This window comes from Pseudomonas baetica (assembly GCF_051216495.1).
Lineage (GTDB): Bacteria > Pseudomonadota > Gammaproteobacteria > Pseudomonadales > Pseudomonadaceae > Aquipseudomonas > Aquipseudomonas baetica_B.
In genome coordinates, this window is record NZ_JBPKAM010000001.1 from 378,899 (window position 1) to 403,588 (window position 24,690).

The following is a 24,690-nucleotide window of genomic DNA, read 5'->3' on the forward strand; positions in this document are numbered from 1 at the left end:
ACACATCAATGATGGCCAATACGTTACGTGGCCGGGGATTCAGGGGCGTGGTCACCAGGTGCACCGGCTTCGACGTCGAGTTTCGCCCTGCATACCTTCACGGCGTAATCGCGACCTTCATCACACCGTCCCGTTGGTGGGCAAACAACTCATAAGCCGCCTCGATATCATCGAGTTTGAAACGGTGAGTCACCAGCGGCGACAGGTCCACGCCACCGTTCTGCACCACCGCCATCAAGCGGCGCATGCGTTCCTTGCCGCCGGGGCACAGGGTGGTGACGATGCTGTAGTCACCCAACCCCGCGGCAAAGGCGTCCAGCGGAATGCGCAGATCGCTGGAGTAAACACCGAGGCTGGACAGCCGTCCGCCCGGACGCAGCACCCGCAGTGCGGACTCGAACGTCCCCTGGGTCCCGAGCGCCTCGATGGACACATCGACACCCCGACCATCCGTCAGGGCCATGATCTGCTCGACGACATTGCCATCCTTGAAGTTGACGACATGGGTAGCCCCCAACCGCCGGGCAACACTCATCCGCTCAGCCACGGCATCGACGCCAATGATCGTCGTCGCGCCTCTAAGCCGTGCACCCGCCACCGCACAGAGGCCTATCGGTCCAAGGGCAAACACGGCAACCGTATCGCCGATGGTCACTTCGCCCCGCTCAGCCCCGGAAAAGCCGGTGGACATGATGTCCGGGCACATCAACACCTGCTCGTCACTGAGTCCGTCGGGAATCGGGCACAAATTGGCAATGGCGTCCGGTACCAGTACGTACTCGGCCTGGCAGCCGTCAATCGTGTTGCCGAACTTCCAGCCGCCGGTAGCGCGGAAACCATGGCGAGTGTCGGAACCGTCCTGTGAACCGCAACCACACAAGCAGGCATAACTCTGTCCGCCGGGCGTGATGGCACCGGCAATCACCCGCTGCCCTTCCACGAAGCCGTACACCTGTGAACCCAACCGTTCAATGATGCCGACCGGCTCGTGCCCCACGGTCAGGCCCTTGGCCACTGGATACTCACCGCGCAGGATGTGCACGTCGGTGCCGCAAATGGTCGTGGTGGTGACACGGATCAATGCATCCAGCGGCCCGACTTCAGGGATGGGCTTGTCTTCCAGCACGATCCGGTTTCGTTCGACGAAAACAGCCGCTTTCATGGTTGCCATGGTGTTCTCTCCTTTGTCTTGTACAAACCAAAGTCCAGCATGAGCCCCAAGACTGCGCCGAGGTGACGGACGAAAGATTGATAACGATCAACAATCTCGTCGCTGGACGCGAACTGGACAACCGCACGTCGGACCCCATCGTCCTGCCTCATTCCAATTGACAAAGATCAACCCCGTCGCCCTGGCCTCCAGCAGGATAAGTGCAAGGCTTCACTGCCCGGCGCCGCAGCCATTGGTGCAAGCCGTTACGCGATTACCTAACGGAGATCTGTCATGTCTGATCAATCACGTTTCATGTTGATCGTTTCTCCCTTGATGGAAAACAGCCCTGCCTTCGACCGGGCCGCTGCACTGGCCAAGGCTTCGGACGCGGCACTGCACATCGTGGCGTTCGACTACCTTGAAGGGCTTGCGACGGCTGGAATGGTCAATGAACAAGCGCTGGAACAGATGCGGCTGGGCTATGTCGAGCGCCATCGTCAATGGCTTGAAGATCAAGCCAGGCCACTACGTAAAATCGGGGTGCACGTCACCACTGAAGTGGTGTGGGTGGAGCGGCCGTTGCAGGAAATCCTCATACATCTGAAAGAACAGCAGATGGCCGTTGTGATCAAGGCGCTGGAACACGAATCCCTGCTGTCACGCCTGATGTTTACGCCACTGGATATTCATCTGCTACGGGAATGCCCGGTACCGCTGCATTTTGTCAGCCATGCGCACCACGCATTGCCGCGCAAAATCGTCGCCGCCGTCGACCCTTTTCATCGTGATGACCGATATGAAGGTTTCAACGACAGGATTCTGCGCGAGGCGTCAAAACTGGCCGCTACCTGCAACGCCGAACTCGACGTGGTCTACGCCCATGACCTCTCGTCCATCAGCGCAGATGAATTTGGTTTTAGTGATGGTTCGGCTTTTTTTTCTTCGAGCAAAGCCAAGACACTGTTCGATGCGCAGGCTGATGCGTTCCGCATGCTTTCGGAGCGCAACGGCATTGCGCCGGAGCGCCAGCACATGATCATGGGGAATCCGGCCAAGGTGCTTTCCAGCTATGCCGGGGCTTACGACACTGATGTCATTGTCATGGGTCGCGTCGGTCACCGAGCCATGGAGCGGTTGGTCGGCAGTACCGTTGAACATCTTCTGTACAAGATGCCATGCAGCGTGTGGGTGGTTGAGCCAGAAGTCATTTGAATGGGTGCGCAACAGTCACTCAGTGGCTATCGGCCAAGGGGCCGTCCCGCAGACCTCCCGTTCAGCTCGTCGGCCCACGCTGCCTTTTGTCATGAAATGAAAACTCGCTGTCGTGCAATGCGAGGTGGCTTCAGCCGCTGCTGCCCTAGAGTCGGTGCAAAACAACAACACAGTGCCCGCAAGCACGAGAGCCGCCATGAGCAGATCCACCCGAACGAGCGAGTCCACACCCCCTACCCAACGCGCCTCGGCGACCGGCCGAAAGCGTCGTGTCCGCAACGATGGCGATCTCCCGGACAACACCCGGCAACAAGAACTGATCGGCACGGCTGCCAACCAGACCCTGGCCGGTAATCCGCTGGTCAGTGTGCGCGCGGCGGACCTGGCCAGCTCGGCCGGCTACCTGCTCAAGGCCGTGGGCAAGTCGCCGCTCAAGGCTGGCGCTCATCTGGGGGGTTACCTGAAGGCACTGCGCGGCATCGTCGGGGGTAACTCCAGCATCGCGCCGGACCCGAAGGACAAGCGCTTCGCCGATCCGGCCTGGCAAACCAACGCCTTCCTGCGCGCACTGCTGCAGAGCTACCTGGCCGGCCAAAGTGAGCTGACCCGCTTCATCGACTCCACCGATCTGGCCCCGATGGAAAAGAGCCGGGCCCGGTTCGTCGCAGCGCTCCTGGCCGATGCCGTGGCACCGAGCAACTCGCCACTGACCAATCCGGCGGCGCTGCGCAAGCTGGTGGACACCGGTGGCATGAGCCTGGCCCGGGGCATGCGCCAGTTCGGCCAGGATATGCTGACCAACCGTGGGCTCCCAAGGCAGGTCGACAGCACACCGTTCAAGGTGGGGGAAAACGTCGCCACGGCCAAGGGTCAAGTGGTGTTTCGCAACGAGATGTTCGAGCTGCTGCAGTTCGCGCCCACCACCGAAAATGTCTATGCCCGCCCCTTGGTGATGTCGCCGCCGCAAATCAACAAGTACTACGCTATCGACCTGTCGCCGGAGAAAAGCCTGATCAAGTGGATCCAGGACAGCGGTGTCACCCTCTTCGTCATCAGTTGGCGCAATCCCACCCGCGAGCACTGCGACTGGGGCCTGTCCGATTACGCACTGTGCCTCGACCAGGCGGTGGACGTAGCGCGCAGGATCACCGGCAGCCCGGATGTGAACATGTGGGGCTCTTGCTCGGGCGGCATCACCCTGGCAGCCTACCTGGGCTGGCTGGCAGCCCGCGGCGAGGGCCACAAGGTGGCCAACACCAGTTGGGCGGTGTGCGTGCTCGACATGCCCTCGGCGCTGGACGACACCACCCTTGGACTGTTCACCACCCCGTCCGCCCTGCGTGCGGCCAAGGCCAGCTCCCGGCGCAAAGGCGTGCTGAGCGGCCAGGGCATGGCCCGCATGTTTGCCTGGATGCGGCCCAACGATCTGATCTGGAACTACTGGGTCAACAACTACCTGCTGGGCAACAAGCCGCCGGCCTTCGACATCCTGGCCTGGAACAACGACACCACGCGGTTGCCGGCCCAACTGCACGCGGACTACCTCGACCTGGTCCAGCAGAACCCCTACAGCAACCCGAACACCCTGGAGATTGCCGGGGAATCGATCGACATGACCCAAGTGAAGGTGGGTGCCTATGTGGTCGGCGGCACCACCGACCACATCACCCCCTGGCAGGGCTGCTACGGCACCGCCCGACTGTTTGGCGAGGACACCACCTACGTGCTGTCCAACGCCGGCCACCTGCAGAGCCTGGTGAATCCGCCGGGTAACCCCAAGTCGTTCTACTACGCGGCCCCTGCCGCCGCCGAGACCCCGGAAAACTGGCTGGAGAACGCCGGCGAGCGTCAACAAGGGAGCTGGTGGCCGCATTGGCGCGAATGGATCGGACAGCGCTCGGGCGACAGCCTGCCAGCGCCGAAAAAGCCCGGCTCACGTAAGTACCCACCCCTCTGCCCCGCACCGGGCACCTATGTCATGGAGCGTTGAGGCTGCGATCTGTTCCTTGAGCTGACCCCACGTCCCCGTGGGGTTCAGCGCTTTGCACAGGTGAGGATCGACTAGCCCCGCTTGCCTCCCCATAACGTCGTCGGAACGCATACGGCCCCTTCCAGTAACAACCGCGCGGTTCTCAGCAAGCCGCAGCTCACCAAGCGATCGTTTTCAAGACGCAGCTCTACAGTGAACTCTCCCGTGGGGTGCTCAACCGAGAGTTGCTTGATCTCGCCCTCAACTACGCGCGCCACTCCAGCTGCCACACTGCCCTCGATCAGGCAGGCAACCGCCACGCTGACCGCACCGAACACACCGATACTGGTGTGGCATCGATGGGGGATGAAGGTGCGAGTGCTCAATGCCCCTCCCCTTTGAGCCGGCGCAATCAGGCACATCTTGGGCACGTTGCGCTGGCTCACATCGCCCAGGTTCATCCGTGGTCCGGCCTGCAAACGGATCGATTCAAGCCGGGCCTTCAATGGGATGTCGCCGTCCAATTGTTCCGGAGGCTCGTAACCACTGAGACCAAGGTCGTCGGCGCGGACAAGAATGACCGGCATGCCATTGTCGACGCAGGTGACCTCCACCCCATCGAACACATCGACCACGTTGCCGGTGGGCAGCAGTGCCCCGCAACTGGAGCCGGCGATGTCCTCGAACTCAACCACCAGCGGCGCTCCGTAGCCGGGCACTCCATCAATCCGTGCCTGGCCCGAATAGCTGACGGTGCCATCGGGGGTCGGTACCTGAGCAATCGCGATCTGCCCGGTGTTTTCCATGTAAATGCGCACCGGGGTGACATCACCCGACGCCGCCACCAATCCGCGCTCAATCGCAAAGGGCCCGACACCGGCGAGAATATTGCCGCAGTTCTGGCCGTAATCGACGCGCGGTTCATCGACCAGTACTTGCGCGAAGAGGTAATCGACGTCGGCATCAGCGCGGATGCTGGGCTTGATGATCGCCACTTTGCTGGTCAGCGAGTCGCCACCACCGAGGCCATCGATTTGCCGCGCATCCGGTGACCCCATGACCGCCAGCAGTACGCGGTCTCGCAGCGCCGGGTCGTCAGGCAGGTCACGGGCCAGGAAGTAAGCGCCTTTCGACGTTCCGCCACGCATCAACAGGCATGGAATACGTGTCTGGCCCATGCTCAGTCTCCGAGTTCATCGAGGCTGTCGACGTAGCGCAAGCCCTTTTCCGCGAGCCGTTGGCGCATGTTGTAGATGTCCAGCCCCAGTTCTCCCCTGGCCAGTCGTAGCGCCTTCTGTTCTTCCAGATCGGCACGCGCGCGACTGGCCTGGAGAACCTGCGAGACCTCACCTCGACGCACGATGACCACGCCGTCGTCATCGGCGACCACGACGTCGCCCGGGTTGACCAATTGACCGCCGCACACCAGCGGCAGGTTCACCGATCCCAAGGTTTCCTTGATGGTGCCTTGCGCGCTGATGGCGCGGGACCAGACCGGGAAGCCCATCTCCCGAAGCGTGTGGGTGTCACGCACACCGGCATCGATCACCAGCGCCCGCACGCCATGGGCCTTGAGCGAAGTGGCAAGCAAGTCGCCGAAGTAACCGTCGGTGCAGGGTGAACTGGGCGCGACCACCAGGATATCGCCAGGCCGGCACTGCTCCACCGCCACATGGAACATCCAATTGTCGCCCGGGGCGACCAGCACCGTGACCACCGAGCCGCTGATGGCCACGCCTCGTTGGATCGGTGTGATCGAAGACGTCAGCAAGCCTTTTCGGCCTTGGGACTCGTGGATGGTCGCGACACCGAAGTGACCCAGTTCGTCGACCAACGCCTGTTCGGCGCGGTCGATGTGACGCACGACAATGCCGGTTTTTCCGATCAACCCGCTCATCCGAGGTTCTCCGTCACACGGGGGAAGATGCTCTGGTAACCCTCGCCATAAACGATGTCGCGGCTGGAGGTGATACCGACGTTGCGCTTGGCTTGTACCCCGCGCTGCAAGGCGACACGGGTGTAGTACTCCCACAGGTGCTCCTGACCGGCCATGCACTGGATGGCGGCGTACTTCTTGTCCCAGACCTGGGTGATGTCGAGCAGCACATCCGGACGCCATTCGCATTGCTCGGGCTGGTGCGGTTCGAAGCTGTACACCGGTGGCGCGCCGACTATTTTCTCTCCCGGTCTGTAGCCTTCGGCCTGGGCGATGATGCGCGCCTCTTGCGTCAGGTTCATGGCCAGCGGGTGATCGTAGTTGTAGGGATCTTTCAGCGAATGGCTGAGGACGAATTCCGGTTGGACCCGGCGAAACACATCGGCGAGGCGAAACAGGGTGGCCTTGTCGGCGCGCATCGGGTAGTCGCCGATGTCGAAGAACTCGACGCTGGCGCCCAGTATGTCCGCAGCGGCCTGGGCCTCTTCACGGCGGGCGGATTTGACTTTCTCTTCGCTCATCTCGCCCTTGCGCCACAACTTGGCTGACTCGCCGCGCTCGCCGAAGGACAGGCAGACGATGTGCACGTTGTAACCCTGTTGCGCATGCAGCGCGATGGCGCCGCCCGCACGCCAGACGAAATCGGCAGAGTGGGCGCTGACGACCAGCGCGTTTTTCGGTGAATCGATCATTGCGGATACTCCTCCTGCGGTTGCAAAGAGCATCGCACCGCGACTCACCGGTGGAGTAATGCGTTGCAGTGTTGGAGGTATGCGTTTTTTTTATTGCTAGCCGGTATAGGCCGATGCATAGTCCGGCTCAGACACCGATCCCCCGAGCCCGCCCCAATGGAATCCACAGAACTCTCCAACCTGATGAACGTGCGCGCCTTCGTCAGGGTGGCCGATTACGGCAGCGTATCCAAAGCGTCTGCGGCCTTGTTCCGGGCGCAATCAGTGGTGACGCGATCGATTTCCGAGCTCGAAACCCGACTCGATGTGCCGCTGTTTGAACGCCATGCCAACGGTATGCGCCTGACCGATTACGGCGCGCGGTTGCTGCCGCGGGCGCGCCGCGTGCTGGCGGAGCTGGAAAGCGTCCCGCGACTGCTCGGCGGCGCGGACAAACGCGCTGTCGAACCGCTTTACCTGTTCCAGGCCCGACGCCTGCAAGTGTTCGTCAAACTCTGTGAAACCCAGCACATGCAGACCGTCGCCAGCCTGCTCGGCCTGAGTCAGCCGGCGATCAGTTCGACCATCAAGGTCATGGAGAACGGCTGCGGGCAAACACTCTTCGAGCGCACGCCTCGCGGTTTGCAGCCGACTCGCGCCAGCCAGGACATCCTGTTCCCGATTCGCCGGGCGCTGAATGAACTGCGCCACATCGAAACGGACATCACTGCAATCCGCGGTACGCTGCAAGGCGTGGTGAATGTCGGCGCCCTGCCCTTGGGCCGTACGCGCATATTGCCCGAGGCCATCGTGCGCCTGATGGCCGAGCACCCCGCTATCCAGGTGATCACCAATGAAAGCCCGTTCGATCTACTGGCGAGCGAGCTGCGAGCTGGCGATGTCGACTTCATTTTTGGCGCCCTGCGCGCGGACACCTACGCCAGCGACCTGACCGGCGAGGCATTGCTCACGGAAGAAATGGTGGTGTTGGCGCGGCGCGATCATCCGCTCTGTTCAAAACCGGACCTGCACGATGAACTCGGCGCCGCCCGATGGGTGCTGCCTCGCGCCGGCTCGCCAGCCCGACGGATGCTGGATGAATGCTTCAACCGGTTCGGCATTGCGCCGCCCCGGCCAGTCGTGGAAAGCGGCGACATGGCAATCATCCGGGGGCTGTTGCTGCGCTCGGACATGCTCGCGGCGGTGTCCGCCCACCAGCTGGAACAGGAGATTGCCTCGGGCGAGTTGTGCATCCTGCCGTTGGAGCTGAAACAGACCACCCGGGCCATCGGCCTGACTTATCGTACGGGCTGTCTGCATTCGCCGGTGGCGCAGGCCCTGCTGGATATGATTCGCCAAGTGATTCGCGAAGCGGCCGCGTGACTGGCACGCTGCCATTCCCCTGTAGGAGCGAGCTTGCTCGCGATGGTCGCATGGACAGCGCGTTCATTCAGACAGCACGCGTTATCGTTGACGTCCATCGCGAGCAAGCTCGCTCCTACAATGGGTCTGATTTCAGAGCAGGTTGAAGGGATAGCTGACGATCAAACGGTTTTCATCGAATTCGTTGCTGCTGTAGTCACGACGGATACTGGAGTTGCGCAGGCGCATATTGAGATTCTTGAAGGCGCCGCTCTGCACCGTGTAACCCAGTTCTGACTCCCGCCCCCACTCCTTGCCATCGGTAACGCTGCCGGTGTGGACGTTATCGCCACTGATGTAGCGGTTCATCAGGGTTAGACCGGGAATGCCCAGGGCGACGAAGTTGTAGTCGTGGCGCACCTGCCAGGATTTTTCCCGGGCGTTGTCATAGCTGCTGTTGTAGCTGTCGTTGGCCAGTGTGCCGCCGCTGGTGCCGTTGACCCTCATCCATGCATCATCGCCGGTGAGTTTTTGCAGGCCAATGTAGAACGTGTTGCCGCCATAGCGGGCAGACAGCAGTGCTGACAAGGTGCGGTTGTCCAGGTCGCCGGCACGGGCGCTACCGTCCTCACGCCCCCAGAAGTAGCCCAGGTTCGCACCCAGGGTCCAGGCACCCAGTGGCTGGCTGTGAACCAGTTGCAGGTACTGCTGCTGGTAGATGTCCTTGAGCTCGGCATTCCATAGGCCGATCATCGTGCGTTTCTCGTTGAAGCTGTATTCGCCACCGACGAAGTTGAAGCGATCGGACGTGAACGCGGTTTTGCCCTGCATGAACATGTCTTCCATGCTCGAATCGTTGCGCGGGCTGTTCTGCCGGAACTGGCCACCGTACAGGGTCAGGCCATCGATATCCTGCGAAGTGACCTGGCCACCACGAAAGGTTTGCGGCAGCGAGCGCCCGTCGTCGGAGCGCAGGATTGGCAGCACCGGCATCCATTCACCGACCTTCAGCTCGGTTTTCCCCACTTTCATTTTCCCGGCGACGGCCAGACGGCCAAAATCATCGGCAGGACGACCATCGCTATCGACCGGCAGCAACTGCGTACCACCAGTGCCCTTGCCACCGTCCAGCTTGACCGAGTAAAGCCCTAACACATCAACGCCAAACCCCACCATGCCCTGGGTGAAACCGGATTTGGCATCGAGAATGAAATTCTGGGTCCACTCCTGCGCCTTGCCTTGCGGGTAAGCCGGGTTGGTGAAGTTGCGGTTGATGTAGAAGTTACGCAGATTCAGGTTGACGCTGGCGTCTTCGACAAAACCTGCGGCCTGAACGCCCAGAGGTGCCACGCAAATAACGGCCAGCGAGCAAGCGATTCGATGATTGACGGGGGTTTTCATTGTTATTGTTTTCCGGTTTTTGGGTAAAGAAATGCCCTGCGCCCTTGAGTGCCGGGCACAGTGAGATCAAACAGAAAATGGTGAATGGCGACCCGATCAGGGCCGCCGAGAACTGACGGAGCGATCGCTCCCGAAGATCAGCGTGGGGCCTTGCCCGCCACCGAGTAAAGCACCTGCTGATTGCGGGTCTGCATGAACGCTTCCAGGCTCTGCCCTCGCATCGCCGCGTAGACCTGCAAGTTGGGAATCCCCAGTACCGCCGCGAGTTTCTCCAGCACGAAGAAAATCGCCCCGTACTGGATCAACCCGCGCCAGTCACGGCGTCGCAGCAGATCGCGTTCCTCTTCGCTTAAGCCCCCCTCCTCGAACAGCGCCTCGGGCGCCTCGAGAAAGCGTTGACGCCATTGCGGCTCGATCATGCGATGCAGGAACTTGTTCAAGCGGTAGCCCTTGGCACTGCGTTCCAGGGTGAACGGATAGGTCCCGTCCAGCTTCTCGATACCGGCCAACTGGTGCTGCATGTGCTGCAAGTGCCGTGCATTCACATCCGCCGGAACCGGCCGATCCTGGTTTTCCAGCAGCAGCGTGGCGATGCCGGTCATGGACGGCAGGTAGTAGTCCTGATGCAGGTTTTTCACCGTGGCCGACAAGGCCCCACGCATGATCAGCCAGGTGATCACCTCCGAGCCTTCCATCCCGCCGAGGGTGGCGTACTCGGCGTGGGTCATTTCGGTCAGGCGCTGCGGGTCGTTGACCAGCAGATCGATGAACTGCTCATCCCACTGCGGATTGTTGAAACCGCAACGCTCGCCATGCACCTGATGGGACACGCCACCAGTGGCAACAATGGCCACCTTCAGGTCTTCGGGATAACTTTCGATCGCCCGGCGCAGGGCCTGTCCCAACTTGTAGCAACGCAAGGCGCTGGGGATCGGGAACTGCAACACGCCGACCTGCAACGGCACGATTTGTACCGGCCATTGCGGATCGCACGGCAACAGTGCCGACATCGGCGAGAAGAAGCCGTGGTCCAGCGGCTTGTCACGGAAGAAACTCATGTCGAACTCATCGGCCATCAAGCTTTGGCCAATGTGCCGCGACAGCGCCGCATGCCCACCGACCGGCGGCAGCGAGCGCGGGTTGCCGCCCTCGTCCGCCACTTCGTAACGCTCATCGACGCCGAGGGAGAACGCCCCATAGTGATCGAAGAAAAACGACGTCACGTGGTCGTTGAAGATGTAGAACAGCACATCCGGCTGCTGCTCCTTCAACCACACCTTGATCGGTTCGAAGCCTTCGAAAATCGGCGCCCAGGCCGCCTCGTTCTGTTTGTCATGATCGACGGCAAAGCCGATGGTGGGTGTGTGGGAGACAGCGAGGCCACCGATGATGCGTGCCATGATGAGTTCCTGCTTTTGATAAAAAGTGTTCGAAAAAAGGGCCGATAAAAAGTGTTCGCAAAAGACTATTGCGCCACCAGGGCCTGGTTGACCCGGCGCCGGGCATGACCGTTGGCCAGGATTGCCAATGCGGCGATGAACGCCGGCACGCTCAACAGGGCGAACAGCAACGGCAGGCCCAAGCCGAGGCTGAGTACCGCACCACCGATGAGAGAGCCAAAGATAGCCCCGAAGCGACCGATGCCCAGCATCCAGCTCACACCGGTGGCGCGAAAATCGGTCGGGTAGTAGCCGGGAGCAAAAGCGTTGAGCCCGGTCTGCGCACCGCTCATGCAGAATCCCGCGGCAATTACGCCCACCGCTAGCAGGCTCGACTCCAGGCTGAACGCCCCCAGCAACAGAATAAAGACGCCGCCCAATGCATAGGAGGTGGCGATAACCCCGTTCGGGTTGCGCCGATCCATGATCCAGCCGACCACGATAGCCCCGACCGTACCGCCGATCTGGAACAGACCGGTAATGGTCGCCGCCCGCTCAATGGACAGACCGCCTTCACGCAACAGGGTCGGCATCCAGCCCATGGTCAGGTAGATCACCAGCAGGCCCATGAAGTAGGTCAGCCACAGCGCCAGCGTGCCGGTCCGATAGCGATCAGTGAACAGCATGCGCACCGGTGCCTTGTGCTGGGCCTGGGGTTCGGCGAGAGTGAAGTGCGTGGTTGCCGAGAAGGTGCCACCAAGCTTGTTCAGCACTTTGGCGATCTGCGCGGCCGGTGCATGACGCGCCGCCAGGAAGCGTGCGGACTCAGGCAACAGCAACCAGAGGAAAGGCAACAACATCAGTGGCAGGATGCCGCCGACCAGCAACACCGATTGCCAGCCGTGCAGCGGAATCAGCCAGGCCGCCAGCAAGCCGCCCAGCCCCGAGCCCATGTTGAAACCGGTAAACATGATGGTGATGAACAACGAGCGATTGCGCTCCGGCAGGTATTCGGCCAGCAGCGTGGTGGTGTTCGGCATCGCGGCCCCCAGGGCCACGCCGGTCAACAGCCGCAAAGCGGCAAGCTCATAGGGGTTACGGGCGAACGCACACGCCAGGCTGAGCACGCTGAATCCGGTCACGGCAAACAGCAGCACCTTCTTGCGCCCCAGGCGATCAGCGTAAGGGCCGGCCGTCAGCGCACCGATGGCCAGCCCGACCATGCCCGCGCTCATGACCGGGCCGAATGCGGCCTTGGAAAGACCCCACTCCTGAATCAGTGAAGGTGCGATAAACCCCATCACTGCCACGTCAAGACCATCGAACAGCACAATGAAGAAGCAAAGGCTCATGATGAGCCATTGATACCTGGCAACCGGGCGGTTATCGATCCACGCTTTGATGTCGACCGTTTCGAGACTCATGTTTTTCACCTTCTTATTTTTGTAGAAATTCCGACAGGGTCCGCCATGGCGTCGAGGCCAGCCCATCGTCGAACACTGGCCGTGACTCTAAAGCCGCAAGTGCCCGCCCCGCCTCTGGGAAATCCTTAAGCGGGTATCGGTTTTTCTTATCGGGTGATTTGAAACGCGCCTTAGGCCCTGGTATTCGGCCACACGGCAATGCCCATGAAGAGTGGGCCGAGCCGGACCTGTATGCCCCTGGCTATGCCGCCCTGCGTATGGAAAGGAGAGTGGGAGTGGTCAACAGGATTGAATAGGTAAGATCATCTCTACAAGGACGAGAAGCCGGCGCCGACATCGTCGATCGGCAGCCGACATCCCTTCCCGCAAAGCCGGTCATAAATTCACAGCGTGTTCAGACCTTGAACTGAGCCACGATCTTGCTCAAATTAATGGCCAGCTTTGACAGCTCATTGCTAGCCACGGACGTCTGATCGGCTGCCGACGTGCTTTGGATGGACAAATCCTTGATGCTTATCAGGTTCTGGTCCACGGAGCGGGCGACTTCCGCCTGTTGCTCGGACGCGGTAGCGATCAACAGGTTTCTTTCGTTGATATCGGTCACTGCCCGGGAAATCTCCCTGATCGCCTCCCCTGCTTCCCGTGCGATTTCGAGTGTTCTAATGGCTTCGACGCTGCTTTGTTGCATCGAATGCACGGACTTGTCCGAGCCCGACATGATGCCGCTCATCATTTGCTCGATTTCCTGTGTCGACTCCTGGGTCCTATGAGCCAAGGCCCGGACTTCATCGGCCACCACGGCAAAGCCACGCCCCTGTTCACCGGCCCGAGCGGCTTCGATAGCGGCGTTCAGGGCCAGCAGGTTGGTCTGCTCGGCGATGGCCCGAATGACATCCAGCACTTTCCGGATGCCTTGGGTTTGCTGCGCCAACACTTCGAGGTCACTGCTGGTCTGGCCAACGGATCCCGCCAGGTTCTCGATCGAGGAAATCGTCCGGGTGACCCGATCCAGGCCCGTATGGGCGGCTGTACTGGACTGCTGGGTGGACTGGGAAGCGGACACCGCATTGCGGGCGACGTCCTCGACCGCCGCTGTCATCTCGTTGACGGCCGTCGCGGCCTGCTCGGTTTCAAGGTTCTGCCGTTGTATGCCGGCTTTCGACTCATAGGTGATGGCGCTCATTTCTTCAGCCGCCGATGCCAGCAAGGAAGCCGACTCGGAAATATGATTGATCGTGCCCTTGAGGTTCGTCAGCATCGCCGAGGCGGACTTTTGCAGCTCGGTCAATTCATCTTCACCCGATACCTCCACCGTGCTCCGCAAATCGCCCTCGGCAATCTTCTGGTTGACCTGTAACAGCGATTGCATCGGCAACACGATGCTTCGTGTGAAGAAAATGGCGATGCATACGGTGAGTATCAGGCCTAGGACAATAATCGTGATCACCCATTCGAGACCGCTATCAAAAGCTTCACGTGCCCCGACTCCGGAACGGGCCGCACCTTCGGTATTCACGGCTGCCAACCGATCAATATCGGCCATCAGTTCTTCCGCTGCCGGTGCCGTCACCGTCCGGATGTAGGCAAAGGATTCGGTCTGGGATTGTTTGTCAGCCCGCTCCAAAAGAACCTGAACCTTATCGTTGTAATTCTTGACCGCATCCAGAACTTTCTCGTATTTGACCTGTTCAGACTGAGAGGAAACATTGGGCGCATAGATTCGAGAAACCTCCGCGAGCTTGTTTTCCAGGTCGACAACCTTTGCTTTCGATGCATCCTTATCTGTCGCACTGTCCATCACGTAATAAAGCAGCGCGAGACGCAGTTTGTAAGCGGTCGATTTGACGGCCGCAGAGCCCTGAATGCTCGGCAGCCAATCGACTTCCAGCCTTTTCGCTTCGCTGCCGATTTGTGACATTTTCCAAACAGACAAACCGCCCATACACAGCAGTAACAGGCTAATGATGCCAAAGCAAAGAGTTGCACGCGCGCTTAGTCTGATGCGTCTTATCATCATTTTTTTAGTCCCACTCTCAATGCATCGGTTTTTAATCTTTTGGCACCAGCGATCAAGCTGAGCGAAGTTATCAGCCCATACACCTTAACCAGACGGTGTCAGTGACAGACATCAGTCAAATCCGAAAACCCCCGATGTGGATAATCAGTTTTCCCTGATGGCCTATGGCGCCGAATCGTGATGTCTACACTGACCCGATTGAACGGCAATAAGCCTGTAGGAGTGCCATGAACCTGACCAAGCCCAATCAACAATTACGACGCGACCTCAAGCAGGCGGCTGCCCTGCTCAAGTGGTCGGGCGTGGATTTGTTCACGATTGCCCAACGTCTTCGGGCGTTTGGCGATGACGACGGCGCCAACGAGTTGATGAAGATCGCGCTGGGCTTTCAGGAGACGGAAGATCGGCTGACGACCTACGCGGACGAAGTGAAAAGCGAACGGATTGTGCGGGCAACGGTTGAAGACTCGTGACGCGTTCAAACTGACCCGAGCATTCAGGATTGCCTGATTGGACTCGCCTATGGCGCATCGTAAAGTACGCGGTCATTAACAACCGCGCGAAGACACCGCAATGAAACAGACTTTGTTAGCCACGCTGCTGTGCATCACCGCCTTCTCGGCAACAGCCCAGGAAGCGCCAAAGGTGATTGACCTGAGCAATCGGCATACGACAAAGGAAGACCTCAAAGTCGGCCAGGCCTTGATAGACGCGCAGAACGCCGCGGCAAGAATTCCGGCCTCCGAAGCACAGGACTTCATCAAGCGCCTGGATGCTACGGTAAAACGCGGATTGTCCCAGCTTGATCACCAACAGGCGGATCCGATCCAGATACGCGAACTGGCGATCGATTTGGCCGCGCTCGAGGCCGAAGGTAAAAAGTTCGGGGTGCTGTTCACCCCGTTCCATAAGTGCAATGAAGCGGCAGCCAGCGCGGCTTCCTCCTGGCAAGGCCTGATGTTCAATGACGCCCTGCAGTTCGAGAATGGCTTTCTTGAATATGAAGCTGCCGGCGCAGCCTGCGAGCGAGCCGCTGGCTGACTCAACCCCACCTCATAGTCCCGCGAGACTGATTTTTTAGTCGGTTTCGTCAGCCTCACACTGTCCAGGGCGCCATGCTGTCAACGGCGATTCCGTACCGGGCAATCGCCTCGACACAGACACCGGCATCGAGTTGTCCTTGCCGGACCAGTGCCGTCAGCGCGCTCAAGACGATCTGATACCGATCCACTTCGAAGAACGAGCGCAGCCTGCTGCGGGTGTCACTGCGGCCAAAACCATCGGTGCCAAGTACCGTGTAACGGGCATCCAGGTAACTGGCGATCAACTGCGGCAAGGCACGCACATAGTCGGTGCACGCAATGATCGGCGCAGGGTCGTTGAGCGAATCCTGAAGATGACTTCGGCGCGCCGGTTGCCCTGGATGAAGGCGATTCCAGCGCTCGACGTCCCGGGCCTCGCGGGCCAGTTCGGTGAAGCTGGTGACGCTCCACACCTGGCTGTCGACATGCCAGTCGCTGGCCAGCAATTGGCCGGCGGCGATGACTTCGCGCAGGAGGGCGCCGGAACCCAGCAACTGCACGCGTCCCCGGGCATCCGTCAGTTCATGTCGGGCGAACAGGTACATGCCCTTGATGATTGCTTGTTCAACACCTTCGGGAAGGTTGGGCTGCGGGTAGTTCTCGTTCATCAATGTGACGTAGTAAAACTCGTCCACCTGACGCTCCAGCATCTGGCGCATGCCGTGGTCGAGAATCACCGCGAACTCACCGGCGAAGGCCGGGTCGTAAGCGCGGCAGTTAGGGACCATCGACGCCATCAGGTGACTATTGCCGTCCTGGTGTTGCAGTCCCTCCCCGCCCAGGGTCGTGCGCCCTGCCGTGGCGCCAAGCAGGAAACCGCGGGCTCGCTGATCCGCCGCAGCCCAGATCAGATCGCCGATGCGCTGGAAGCCGAACATCGAGTAGTAGATGTAGAACGGCAGCATGGGCAGGCCATGCACCGAGTAACTGGTCGCGGCGGCCACCCAGGAACTGATCGCCCCGGCCTCGCTGATGCCCTCCTCCAGAATCTGCCCGTCCAAGGCTTCCCGGTAACTGAGGATCGAACCGATGTCTTCCGGCTCATAGCGCTGCCCGACGCTGGAATAAATACCGATCTGCTTGAACAGGCTGGCCATGCCGAACGTGCGGGCTTCATCCGCCACGATCGGCACGATGCGCGGTCCCAGTTGCTTGTCTCGAAGCAACCCGCCGAGCATCCGCACGAAGGCCATGGTGGTCGACATTTCCTTGCCTTCGGCAGCGATGGCAAAGGCGCCATAACTGTCGATACCGGGCACGACCAACGGCTCGCAAGCGGATGATCGCGCCGGCAGGTAACCGCCCAACGCCCGACGGCGCTCATGCAGATAACGCATTTCAACGCTGTCTTCGTCGGGTTTGAAGAAACTCAACGCAGCGGCCTGTTCATCGCTCAACGGCAGGTTGAAACGGTTGCGGAATGCGATCAACGCCTCCTTGTCGAGCTTCTTCTGCTGGTGCACCGTCATCCTGCCCTGCCCCGCGTCTCCCATGCCGAAGCCTTTCTTTGTTTGCGCCAGAATCACCGTGGGCTTGCGGCCTTCGCGCAAAGCGGCCTGATAAGCGGCAAAGATCTTCACCACGTCGTGTCCACCGCGTTTCAGGCGGTCGATCTGTTCGTCGGTCAACCCCTGGGCCAGCCGCGCCAATGCTTCGTTCTGGCCGAAGAACTGCTCGCGATTGAAGCGCCCGTCCTTGGTCGCAAACGTCTGGAACTGGCCATCGACGGTACTGGACAGCGCCTGGACCAGCGCGCCATCCGCATCCCGCGCAAACAAGGCATCCCAATCGGAGCCCCAGACCAGTTTGATCACGTTCCAGCCGGCGCCACCGAACAACGCTTCCAGCTCGTCGATGATGCGACCGTTGCCGCGTACCGGCCCGTCCAGCCGTTGCAGGTTGCAGTTGACCACCCACACCAGATTGTCGAGCCCTTCCCGTGCCGCCAGGGTCAGTGCCGACATGCTTTCCGGCTCATCCATTTCCCCATCGCCGAACACACCCCACACGGTCCTGCCCGCAGTGTCCAGCAGACCTCTATGGTCCAGGTAACGCATGAAACGGGCCTGGTAGATCGAGCTGATCGGACCGATGCCCATGGACCCGGTCGGAAACTGCCAGAAGTCCGGCATCAGCCACGGGTGCGGATAACTCGACAGGCCCCGCGCGCCGTGGGTGCGAGCACCGATTTCCTGTCGATAGTGCTGCAGGTCCTGTTCGTCGAGACGACCTTCGAGGAAGGCCCGGGCATAAACGCCCGGTGCCGAATGCGGCTGATAGAACACCAGATCCCCGCCGCTGCCTTCGGTGCGGGCCTTGAAGAAATGGTTGAACCCTACTTCGAACAGATCGGCGGCGCTGGCATAACTGGCGATGTGCCCGCCCAATTCGCCATAGGCGAAATTGGCCCTGGCGACCATGGCCAAGGCGTTCCAGCGCATGATCGACGCCAAGCGTTCTTCGATGGCCAGGTCCCCCGGAAACGGCGGTTGGTGTTCGACACTAATGGTGTTGATGTAAGGGGTGCCGAGGCTGGGCCGCCACCCGATGTCCGAGGTGCCTGCCACCGCCACCAGCATGTCGAGGATCTGTTTGGCCTGTGCCGTACCGCCATGGGCGATGACCGATAGCAATGCATCACGCCACTCGGCAATTTCCTCGGTCTCTTCTGCTGTCTGCCCCAGGAAACGGGCAAGGGTATCGGAAGGGTTCATGGGCAACTCCTGCCAGTGTCGGATGACGCTCGGAAACCATGATGTATTTCAGTCAATATGGCCGACTTTCACTAAATGACACAGCGCTCTTGCAGCACGTTTTTCGCCAGCGCCCGGGTCACCGATAAAATGCTTTCCACCTGTCGATCCATCGCTGCGCTGGATGACTCGACTTGTCCCACTTCGAGGACGCGCAGCGTGTGGCCACAAACCGACCCCAGCCACGCAAGGCCAGGGATCGGGTCAATTTCGACATCCAGTAAAAAGCAGCCTTTGGAGACGCCACTCAGCAGTTGACGGGCATCACAGGTGTCGACCTGCGTCGACTCGATGGTGCTGGAGCCGACTCGCAACCAGTCGAGCATTAACGCAGTGGATTGCCTGACGACCAAATAACCCACCTGGTCCCAGTCATCGATCGCCAGGCGCAGCTGATCGATCATGTACTGGGGTAACGCGGCGCTGGTCACGATGACCACGCCAGCGTTCGCTGAAGGTGCTTTGACCCAGATTGCGGATTGCGATATCGCGTGCATGGCGGTGCTCCCGGTATGACCACAATCCCTGTGGGAGCTGGCTTGCCAGCGATGGCGGTTTTACATTCAACATGAATGCTGACTGATCCACCGCTATCGCTGGCAAGCCAGCTCCCACAGGATTCTTCATTCAACCAAGCGGCCTACGATCAACCGTTACGAAACAGAAAGCTGTAGGCGTTCAATGCCGGCACCCCGCCCAAGTGGGCGTAGAGTACTTTCGAGCCTTCCGGAAATTCGCCGCGACGCACCCTCTCGATCATCCCGTGCATCGACTTGCCCTCGTACACCGGGTCCGTCAGCACGCCTTCAAGGCGGGCGCACAACCGGATCGCCTCCAGCGTGCCTTCGTTGGGCAGACCGTATTCGGGATAGGCGAAACGGGTATCGAGCACCACATCGTCCTCGGTGATCTCGCGCCCCAGCTCCACCAGCTCGGCGGTGTGCCGGGCGATGCGCAGGATTTGCGCCTTGGTTTTCTCGGGTTTGGCCGAAGCATCGATGCCGATCACGTTCTTCGAGCGACCGTCCGCCGCAAAACCGACGACCATGCCGGCCTGGGTGCTGCCGGTCACCGAGCAGACCACGATGTAGTCAAACTTGAAGCCCAGTTCTTCTTCCTGTTGCCGTACTTCCTCGGCGAAGCCGACGAATCCGAGGCCGCCATAGGGGTGTTCGGAACAACCCGCCGGAATCGGAAACGGCTTGCCACCACCCTCCTTCACATCGCTCAGGGCCTTTTCCCAGCTCGGCCGGATGCCGATGTCGAAGCCTGCAGCGTCAAGCCGTACATCCGCGCCCATGATCCGCGACATTTCGATGTTGCCCACGCGGTCGTAAACGGCATCGGAATAGTTCACCCAGTTTTCCTGCACCAGCACGCATTTCATGCCCAGGTGTGCGGCGACCGCGGCGACCTGGCGGGTCTGGTTCGACTGAATGCCACCGATGGACACCAGGGTGTCGCAGCCTTGATCGATGGCCTCGGGAATCAGGTACTCGAGCTTGCGGGTTTTGTTCCCGCCAAAGGCCAGGCCACTGTTGCAGTCCTCCCGCTTGGCATACAGCTGCACCTTGCCGCCCAAGTGCTCGCTGAGGCGTTTCAAAGGGGTGATGGGAGATGGACCGAAGGTCAACGGATAACGTTTGAAACGATTCAGGTTCATGGCGCTATTCCTTGAAGGTTGGGATATCCAAGCTCTGTCGCGAGGGCTTCGATGAATCAATCTTAGGGAAAAACCTGAAAATTGGTGTTGCAAACTTAGCCGTAATTTCGAACTATTGATCGATCTAAGCAATCAATAAAAACCTTTTATTGCGTGAAAACCAATATGAACGCAACAAACAATCAAAAGAAATCCAGCATCAAAGCTACAGAGCTTACGCAGCTTGACCGGACCGACCGCGCCATCCTCAAGGCCCTGCAACGGGACGCGTCCATCTCCAATGTGGCCTTGGCGGAAAAGGTGAAGTTGAGTCCCCCGGCCTGCCTGCGGCGTGTCGAGCGGCTCAAGCAGGCCGGCCTGATCAAGGCCATCGTTGCCCTGCTTGAACCTGAGGCGTTGGACGCGGGTATGGTGGTGCTGATCGGCGTGGTGCTGGACCGCTCCACGCCGGAATCCTTCGCCGCCTTCGAGGCTGCCGCGCAAAAGGTCTCGGGCTGCATGGAATGCCACGTGGTGACCGGCGAATTCGACTACTTCATGTTGATACGGACCCGGGACAGCCAAAGCTTCAACCGGCTGCATGCCGAGCAATTGCTGTACCTGCCGGGTGTCAGGCAGATCCGCTCGTTCATGGGGCTGCGCCAGGTGTTATCGACGCATCAGATACCCCTTTGAACGCCATAGACCCTGTAGGAGCTCGCTCGCGATGGAGGTCAACGATTACACGTGCTCTCTGAATGAACGCATTGCCCAATCGTTTTTCGCGAGCAAGCTCGCTCCTACAAAGGGCTGTCAGGCATTGCTGTTTCCCGAGCGGATAAACGAATACCGATCGATATCCGTGCGCAACTGCCAACCCTGGCGTTGCCAATAACGTGCAGCGGCTTCGTTGCTCTTGAACACATCGAGGTGACATTTCTGGATGCCTTGTTCCTCCAGAGCGGAAAGGCATCGCTCAACCAGCGCGCCGGCGATGCCTTGCTGCCGATACGCCGGCAACACCAGCAAATGCTGCAGATAGCCCCGTCGACCGTCATGCCCGCACATCACGCAGCCGACCAGCACACCATCGACTTCGGCCACGAAGCTCATGTCCGGATTGCGTTGCAAGTAACGGGAAGTCGCCTCGCGGGAGTCGGCATCGCGCAGGGAGATGCCAGGTGTGTTGCACATGAGGTCGATGACCGCTTCGTAATCGTCCAGGGTCATGACGCGGATCTTGAACATCGAAAGGTGCCTGTTGAATGACGGAAGACGCAGGCTAGCAAACGCCACCCGGTTGTTGTGTGAACTTGTCGAGTCAGGCGATTTGTATCGTTGTGTAGGTTTGCCCGGCGACGGTACACAGCGATACACAACGGGGGTATCAAGGACACATGCGGCGTACATGGGGGTGAAAAAGTGCAGCGGTCGCCTTTCGGTGGTCTTCGATTGAACGAACGCCGTCACGGCCCAAGCACCGAAACCTTCAGGAGCCCCCATGATCAATCAAATCGAAACCGTGCTGTACACCGGCAAGACTGTCACCACCGGCGGCCGCCAGGGCGAGTCGCGCAGCGACGATGGACGCCTGAACGTCAAACTCTCCCCGCCGGGCTCTGCCGTCAGCGGCACCAATCCTGAGCAACTGCTGGGGGCCGGCTGGTCGGCCTGTTTCATTGGCGCCATGGGCAAGGCCGCGGCGGCGCTGAAGGTTGGTTTGCCAGCTGACGTTAGCGTCGCTACCGAAATCGATCTGGGCAAGACTGACAACGCCTTTTTCCTGCAGGCGCGCCTGAACGTCAGCCTGCCGGGCATTGACCCGGTGCTGGCCCGCACCCTCGTGGATGCAGCACACCAGACCTGCCCTTACTCCAAGGCCACCCGTGGCAACATCGACGTCACGATCAACCTGGTTTAACCCTGATACCTGTAGGAGCGAGCTTGCTCGCGATGAACGCTAACGATAACGCTGGCTGTCTGACACCCAGCGGTGTTTGTGCCTCCATCGCGAGCAAGCTCGCTCCTACAGAATCAACAGGCATTAGAAAGCCCGCACAAGGCGGGCTCTAGTGGGTTTAGTAGGTGGCCAGTGCTGGTCTCTGGCTTACGAGGTTTATCAGGACTCCCACAGCAACAGCAATATGCGCTGTCCTGCTTCACACGGCATAAGGGCTGGATCTCAGCGCGGAGATCTTTCTAACCGTGTACCCTTCGGAGCGCGCCCCACGCGTCCTCGCTATCCGCTTGCGCATCAGTCTGCGTTTTCACCTACAAGATTCAGACTAGCAAAGCGCTCCGGAAATGGAATGGTGTTTTTAGACCGATTTCGTACTGTGACCCGCGTCGCAGGACAGAAAAATGCTATCGGTTTCAAACCGCTCCCACAGGTTCAACGCTGCCTCACAACGTGCGCTGGCTATTGCCAATGCCCTTGGCAATATCGATCCCCCAGTCCATCGCCGCCTCCATGTCCAGCATGTGAGGTTTGGGATCATGGTTCTCGTCAATCACCGAGCCATCCGGCCAGTAGACCCCGATGAACATGCCCAACGAACCGTCTTTCAATATCTCGGCCTTGACCTTGATGCTGCATCCGTTCGACAGCGTTTCCTTATGTTCCAGATGGCGCTCGGTCATTGCGGCTTTCCTCCCATGGCTGGATTCAGACCTTACTGGCAATGCTAGCTCAGACCTTGAAATGCGTTGGTTCAGGGGGCTGGAGACCCAACCTGACAGCGGCGTAATGCCACCTATACTACAGGCCACCTACCCCCAAGGGTCTGCATTTCCAACAATAACAAGCAGAGGTGGAACATGGTCTGGCAGCAAATCTACGATCCGTTCAACAACCCGGTGGTTTCAACCCTTTTGGCCGCTGTGCCCGTGGTGGTGATGCTGGCCGCCCTGGCGTTCTTCCATGTCAAGGCGCACCTGGCGGCATTGCTCGCCCTGGGCTCGGCGCTCATCATCGCCATCTTCGCCTTCGGCATGCCCGCCAGCATGGCCGGTTCAGCGGCGTTGTACGGCGCCGCCAACGGTCTGCTGCCGATCGGCTGGATCGTGCTGAATATTATCTTTCTGCACCGACTGACCACCGAAAACGGTTCGTTCAAAGTGCTGCAGGACTCCCTGGCGCGGATTACCGATGACCGTCGCCTGCAACTGCTGCTGATTGCCTTCTGCTTCGGCGCCTTTTTCGAAGGGGCCGCCGGCTTTGGTACGCCGGTGGCGGTGACCGGGGCGATTCTGATCGGGCTGGGCTTCTCGCCGCTGGCCGCCTCTGGCCTGGCGCTGATCGCCAACACCGCGCCGGTGGCATTCGGCGCCCTCGGCACACCGATCATCACCCTGGCCAAAGTCACCGGGCTGGATGAAATGGAGCTGTCGATGATGGTCGGCCGACAACTGCCGTTCTTCTCGGTGATCGTGCCGTTCTGGTTGATCTGGGCCTTCGCCGGATGGCGCAAGATGCTGGAAATCTGGCCGGCGATCCTCGTCACCGGGGTCAGCTTTGCCGTCCCGCAATTCCTGGTGTCCAACTATCACGGGCCGATGCTGGTGGACGTGATCGCCGCGCTGATTTCCATGGCCTGCCTGACCGGATTCCTCAAGGTCTGGAAACCGGCCACCGTACACACCTCCGCAGCCTTGTCCGGGCGGGTCGACGACTCGAAAATCGATGACGAGTACGCCAGCAAACCGGAACCGACCGCCGCATTTTCCGGCGATTCGAAAAACGCCGTGATGCGCGCCTGGATGCCCTGGATCATCCTCACCATCTTCGTGTTTGCCTGGGGCACCCAAAACTTTAAAAACATGTTCGACACCCGCCCGGCGATCGATCCGGCCACCAGCTCGGCCAAGCTCGACCCACAGGGCAAGCCAATGCGTGAAGCCAACCCGGTGTTCGCCCCGGTCGTGACCTTCACCACCATCCATCAGCAGATCGAGAAAGTGCCACCGGTGGTGCCGGCACCGAAAGTCGAAGAAGCGGTGTACAAATTCACCTGGTTCACCGCCACCGGCAGCGGCATCCTGCTGGCGGCGATCGTTGGCGGTTTGCTGATGGGTTACTCCATTCCGCAGCTGATTCACCAATACCTGCGAACGATCTGGGTCGTGCGCTACTCACTGATCACCATTGTCGCCATGCTTGCCCTCGGTTTCCTCACCCGTTACTCGGGACTCGACGCGACCATGGGCCTGGCGTTTGCCGCGACGGGGATTTTCTACCCGATGTTCGGCACCCTGCTCGGCTGGCTGGGTGTGGCGTTGACGGGTTCGGATACCGCCTCCAACGTGCTGTTCGGCGGGCTGCAAAAAGTCACCGCCGAGCAATTGGGACTCAGCCCGGTGCTGATGGCCGCCGCCAACAGTTCTGGCGGTGTGATGGGCAAGATGGTCGACGCCCAGTCCATCGTGGTTGCCTCCACTGCCACCCGCTGGTACGGCCATGAGGGGGAAATCCTGCGCTACGTGTTCTTCCACTCGATCATCCTGGCGATTCTGGTCGGCGGCCTGGTGACGTTGCAGGCTTACATCGCGCCGTTCAGCCATATGGTGGTGGGGGGGCATTGAATCGTTCCGGAGTTTTTCCATAAGGAGTACAACTGTGGGGGGGGGGGGGGGGGGGGAGGGGGGAGGAGGGGGGGGGGGGAGGGGGGGGGGGGAGGGGGGGGTTGGGGG

The 24,690-nt window shown here is 60.2% G+C and carries 21 protein-coding genes; 8 read left to right on the top strand and 13 right to left on the bottom strand.

Features of this window, described 5'->3' with window-relative positions; all coding sequences use genetic code 11:
* Window positions 1–97 precede the first annotated feature (97 nt).
* Window positions 98–1,171 (bottom strand): NAD(P)-dependent alcohol dehydrogenase, encoded by a 1,074-nt coding sequence (locus ACSFE6_RS01725; protein WP_435425992.1) that lies wholly within the window; start codon window positions 1,169–1,171, stop codon window positions 98–100.
* Window positions 1,172–1,444: 273 nt separating this feature from the next.
* Here ACSFE6_RS01725 and ACSFE6_RS01730 point away from each other — a divergent pair, with 273 nt between their 5' ends.
* Both ACSFE6_RS01730 and ACSFE6_RS01735 read left to right on the top strand, forming a co-directional pair.
* Entirely contained in the window at window positions 1,445–2,365 is a 921-nt protein-coding gene (locus tag ACSFE6_RS01730; RefSeq protein WP_435425993.1) for a universal stress protein, read from the top strand.
* A 196-nt stretch (window positions 2,366–2,561) separates the two neighbouring features.
* Window positions 2,562–4,355, top strand: a complete 1,794-nt coding sequence (locus ACSFE6_RS01735; RefSeq protein WP_435425994.1) for an alpha/beta fold hydrolase — start codon at window positions 2,562–2,564, stop codon at window positions 4,353–4,355.
* A 71-nt stretch (window positions 4,356–4,426) separates the two neighbouring features.
* Here ACSFE6_RS01735 and ACSFE6_RS01740 read toward each other — a convergent pair whose 3' ends face one another.
* From ACSFE6_RS01740 to galB, 3 genes are read right to left on the bottom strand one after another with little or no spacing between them, the layout of a single operon-like run.
* On the bottom strand, window positions 4,427–5,512 hold the full coding sequence (locus ACSFE6_RS01740; RefSeq protein WP_435425995.1) for a 4-oxalomesaconate tautomerase: 1,086 nt from the start codon (window positions 5,510–5,512) through the stop codon (window positions 4,427–4,429).
* A 2-nt stretch (window positions 5,513–5,514) separates the two neighbouring features.
* Window positions 5,515–6,231, bottom strand: coding sequence for a 4-carboxy-4-hydroxy-2-oxoadipate aldolase/oxaloacetate decarboxylase (locus ACSFE6_RS01745; protein WP_435425996.1), 717 nt, complete (start codon window positions 6,229–6,231; stop codon window positions 5,515–5,517).
* Window positions 6,228–6,962 carry a 4-oxalmesaconate hydratase gene (galB, locus tag ACSFE6_RS01750; protein ID WP_435425997.1) on the bottom strand — a complete coding sequence of 245 codons (735 nt, stop codon included), beginning with the start codon at window positions 6,960–6,962 and terminating at the stop codon, window positions 6,228–6,230. Before galB ends, ACSFE6_RS01745 begins: the two co-directional genes overlap by 4 nt.
* A gap of 156 nt (window positions 6,963–7,118) precedes the next feature.
* On the opposite strand from galB, the gene ACSFE6_RS01755 reads away from it, so the two are divergent.
* A complete protein-coding gene (locus ACSFE6_RS01755; protein ID WP_435425998.1) occupies window positions 7,119–8,324 on the top strand; it encodes a LysR family transcriptional regulator in 1,206 nt (401 codons plus the stop codon).
* 132 nt (window positions 8,325–8,456) lie between these two features.
* On the opposite strand, the gene ACSFE6_RS01760 is transcribed toward ACSFE6_RS01755, so the two are convergent.
* The 4 genes from ACSFE6_RS01760 to ACSFE6_RS01775 all read right to left on the bottom strand — a co-directional run bounded on the left by ACSFE6_RS01760 (window position 8,457) and on the right by ACSFE6_RS01775 (window position 14,524).
* Entirely contained in the window at window positions 8,457–9,704 is a 1,248-nt protein-coding gene (locus ACSFE6_RS01760; protein WP_435425999.1) for an OprD family porin, read from the bottom strand.
* Between the two features lie 137 nt (window positions 9,705–9,841).
* On the bottom strand, window positions 9,842–11,104 hold the full coding sequence (locus tag ACSFE6_RS01765) for a gallate dioxygenase (RefSeq protein ID WP_435426000.1): 1,263 nt from the start codon (window positions 11,102–11,104) through the stop codon (window positions 9,842–9,844).
* A gap of 65 nt (window positions 11,105–11,169) precedes the next feature.
* Window positions 11,170–12,507, bottom strand: coding sequence for an MFS transporter (locus ACSFE6_RS01770; RefSeq protein ID WP_435426001.1), 1,338 nt, complete (start codon window positions 12,505–12,507; stop codon window positions 11,170–11,172).
* A gap of 394 nt (window positions 12,508–12,901) precedes the next feature.
* Window positions 12,902–14,524: a methyl-accepting chemotaxis protein gene (locus tag ACSFE6_RS01775; RefSeq protein ID WP_435426002.1), complete on the bottom strand. Its 1,623-nt coding sequence runs from the start codon at window positions 14,522–14,524 to the stop codon at window positions 12,902–12,904.
* Window positions 14,525–14,751: 227 nt separating this feature from the next.
* Here ACSFE6_RS01775 and ACSFE6_RS01780 point away from each other — a divergent pair, with 227 nt between their 5' ends.
* Both ACSFE6_RS01780 and ACSFE6_RS01785 read left to right on the top strand, forming a co-directional pair.
* Window positions 14,752–14,997, top strand: coding sequence for a hypothetical protein (locus ACSFE6_RS01780; RefSeq protein ID WP_435426003.1), 246 nt, complete (start codon window positions 14,752–14,754; stop codon window positions 14,995–14,997).
* Between the two features lie 100 nt (window positions 14,998–15,097).
* A complete protein-coding gene (locus ACSFE6_RS01785) occupies window positions 15,098–15,565 on the top strand; it encodes a hypothetical protein (protein WP_435426004.1) in 468 nt (155 codons plus the stop codon).
* A 55-nt stretch (window positions 15,566–15,620) separates the two neighbouring features.
* Here the strand turns inward: ACSFE6_RS01785 and mdeB are convergent, their stop codons facing one another.
* The 3 genes from mdeB to ACSFE6_RS01800 all read right to left on the bottom strand — a co-directional run bounded on the left by mdeB (window position 15,621) and on the right by ACSFE6_RS01800 (window position 20,022).
* Window positions 15,621–18,320, bottom strand: a complete 2,700-nt coding sequence (gene mdeB / locus ACSFE6_RS01790) for an alpha-ketoglutarate dehydrogenase (RefSeq protein ID WP_435426005.1) — start codon at window positions 18,318–18,320, stop codon at window positions 15,621–15,623.
* Between the two features lie 71 nt (window positions 18,321–18,391).
* The gene (locus tag ACSFE6_RS01795) at window positions 18,392–18,856 is read right to left on the bottom strand and encodes a transketolase (protein WP_435426006.1); all 465 of its coding nucleotides are present in this window, start codon (window positions 18,854–18,856) and stop codon (window positions 18,392–18,394) included.
* Between the two features lie 149 nt (window positions 18,857–19,005).
* Complete coding sequence (locus ACSFE6_RS01800) at window positions 19,006–20,022, bottom strand: 1-aminocyclopropane-1-carboxylate deaminase (RefSeq protein WP_435426007.1); 1,017 nt, start codon at window positions 20,020–20,022, stop codon at window positions 19,006–19,008.
* Between the two features lie 165 nt (window positions 20,023–20,187).
* Between ACSFE6_RS01800 and ACSFE6_RS01805 the strand changes: the two genes are divergently transcribed.
* On the top strand, window positions 20,188–20,697 hold the full coding sequence (locus ACSFE6_RS01805) for an Lrp/AsnC family transcriptional regulator (RefSeq protein WP_435426008.1): 510 nt from the start codon (window positions 20,188–20,190) through the stop codon (window positions 20,695–20,697).
* Window positions 20,698–20,814: 117 nt separating this feature from the next.
* Here ACSFE6_RS01805 and ACSFE6_RS01810 read toward each other — a convergent pair whose 3' ends face one another.
* Entirely contained in the window at window positions 20,815–21,249 is a 435-nt protein-coding gene (locus ACSFE6_RS01810) for a GNAT family N-acetyltransferase (protein ID WP_435426009.1), read from the bottom strand.
* Window positions 21,250–21,502: 253 nt separating this feature from the next.
* Between ACSFE6_RS01810 and ACSFE6_RS01815 the strand changes: the two genes are divergently transcribed.
* Window positions 21,503–21,922 carry an organic hydroperoxide resistance protein gene (locus tag ACSFE6_RS01815; protein WP_435426010.1) on the top strand — a complete coding sequence of 140 codons (420 nt, stop codon included), beginning with the start codon at window positions 21,503–21,505 and terminating at the stop codon, window positions 21,920–21,922.
* 482 nt (window positions 21,923–22,404) lie between these two features.
* On the opposite strand, the gene ACSFE6_RS01820 is transcribed toward ACSFE6_RS01815, so the two are convergent.
* A complete protein-coding gene (locus ACSFE6_RS01820; protein WP_435426011.1) occupies window positions 22,405–22,641 on the bottom strand; it encodes a hypothetical protein in 237 nt (78 codons plus the stop codon).
* A gap of 177 nt (window positions 22,642–22,818) precedes the next feature.
* Between ACSFE6_RS01820 and ACSFE6_RS01825 the strand changes: the two genes are divergently transcribed.
* On the top strand, window positions 22,819–24,582 hold the full coding sequence (locus ACSFE6_RS01825) for an L-lactate permease (RefSeq protein WP_435426012.1): 1,764 nt from the start codon (window positions 22,819–22,821) through the stop codon (window positions 24,580–24,582).
* Window positions 24,583–24,690 lie beyond the last annotated feature (108 nt).

What these genes read in the sequence shown, in the direction of transcription:
- ACSFE6_RS01725 (WP_435425992.1), bottom strand. Translation starts at nt 1,171, where the DNA reads ATGGCAACCATGAAAGCGGCTGTTTTCGTCGAACGAAACCGGATCGTG.
- ACSFE6_RS01735 (WP_435425994.1), top strand. Translation starts at nt 2,562, where the DNA reads ATGAGCAGATCCACCCGAACGAGCGAGTCCACACCCCCTACCCAACGC.
- ACSFE6_RS01810 (WP_435426009.1), bottom strand. Translation starts at nt 21,249, where the DNA reads ATGTTCAAGATCCGCGTCATGACCCTGGACGATTACGAAGCGGTCATC.
- ACSFE6_RS01800 (WP_435426007.1), bottom strand. Translation starts at nt 20,022, where the DNA reads ATGAACCTGAATCGTTTCAAACGTTATCCGTTGACCTTCGGTCCATCT.
- ACSFE6_RS01795 (WP_435426006.1), bottom strand. Translation starts at nt 18,856, where the DNA reads ATGCACGCGATATCGCAATCCGCAATCTGGGTCAAAGCACCTTCAGCG.
- ACSFE6_RS01815 (WP_435426010.1), top strand. Translation starts at nt 21,503, where the DNA reads ATGATCAATCAAATCGAAACCGTGCTGTACACCGGCAAGACTGTCACC.
- ACSFE6_RS01755 (WP_435425998.1), top strand. Translation starts at nt 7,119, where the DNA reads ATGGAATCCACAGAACTCTCCAACCTGATGAACGTGCGCGCCTTCGTC.
- ACSFE6_RS01785 (WP_435426004.1), top strand. Translation starts at nt 15,098, where the DNA reads ATGAAACAGACTTTGTTAGCCACGCTGCTGTGCATCACCGCCTTCTCG.
- galB (WP_435425997.1), bottom strand. Translation starts at nt 6,962, where the DNA reads ATGATCGATTCACCGAAAAACGCGCTGGTCGTCAGCGCCCACTCTGCC.
- ACSFE6_RS01825 (WP_435426012.1), top strand. Translation starts at nt 22,819, where the DNA reads ATGGTCTGGCAGCAAATCTACGATCCGTTCAACAACCCGGTGGTTTCA.
- ACSFE6_RS01775 (WP_435426002.1), bottom strand. Translation starts at nt 14,524, where the DNA reads ATGATGATAAGACGCATCAGACTAAGCGCGCGTGCAACTCTTTGCTTT.
- ACSFE6_RS01805 (WP_435426008.1), top strand. Translation starts at nt 20,188, where the DNA reads ATGAACGCAACAAACAATCAAAAGAAATCCAGCATCAAAGCTACAGAG.
- ACSFE6_RS01765 (WP_435426000.1), bottom strand. Translation starts at nt 11,104, where the DNA reads ATGGCACGCATCATCGGTGGCCTCGCTGTCTCCCACACACCCACCATC.
- ACSFE6_RS01820 (WP_435426011.1), bottom strand. Translation starts at nt 22,641, where the DNA reads ATGACCGAGCGCCATCTGGAACATAAGGAAACGCTGTCGAACGGATGC.
- ACSFE6_RS01730 (WP_435425993.1), top strand. Translation starts at nt 1,445, where the DNA reads ATGTCTGATCAATCACGTTTCATGTTGATCGTTTCTCCCTTGATGGAA.
- ACSFE6_RS01745 (WP_435425996.1), bottom strand. Translation starts at nt 6,231, where the DNA reads ATGAGCGGGTTGATCGGAAAAACCGGCATTGTCGTGCGTCACATCGAC.
- ACSFE6_RS01770 (WP_435426001.1), bottom strand. Translation starts at nt 12,507, where the DNA reads ATGAGTCTCGAAACGGTCGACATCAAAGCGTGGATCGATAACCGCCCG.
- ACSFE6_RS01740 (WP_435425995.1), bottom strand. Translation starts at nt 5,512, where the DNA reads ATGGGCCAGACACGTATTCCATGCCTGTTGATGCGTGGCGGAACGTCG.
- ACSFE6_RS01780 (WP_435426003.1), top strand. Translation starts at nt 14,752, where the DNA reads ATGAACCTGACCAAGCCCAATCAACAATTACGACGCGACCTCAAGCAG.
- ACSFE6_RS01760 (WP_435425999.1), bottom strand. Translation starts at nt 9,704, where the DNA reads ATGAAAACCCCCGTCAATCATCGAATCGCTTGCTCGCTGGCCGTTATT.
- mdeB (WP_435426005.1), bottom strand. Translation starts at nt 18,320, where the DNA reads ATGAACCCTTCCGATACCCTTGCCCGTTTCCTGGGGCAGACAGCAGAA.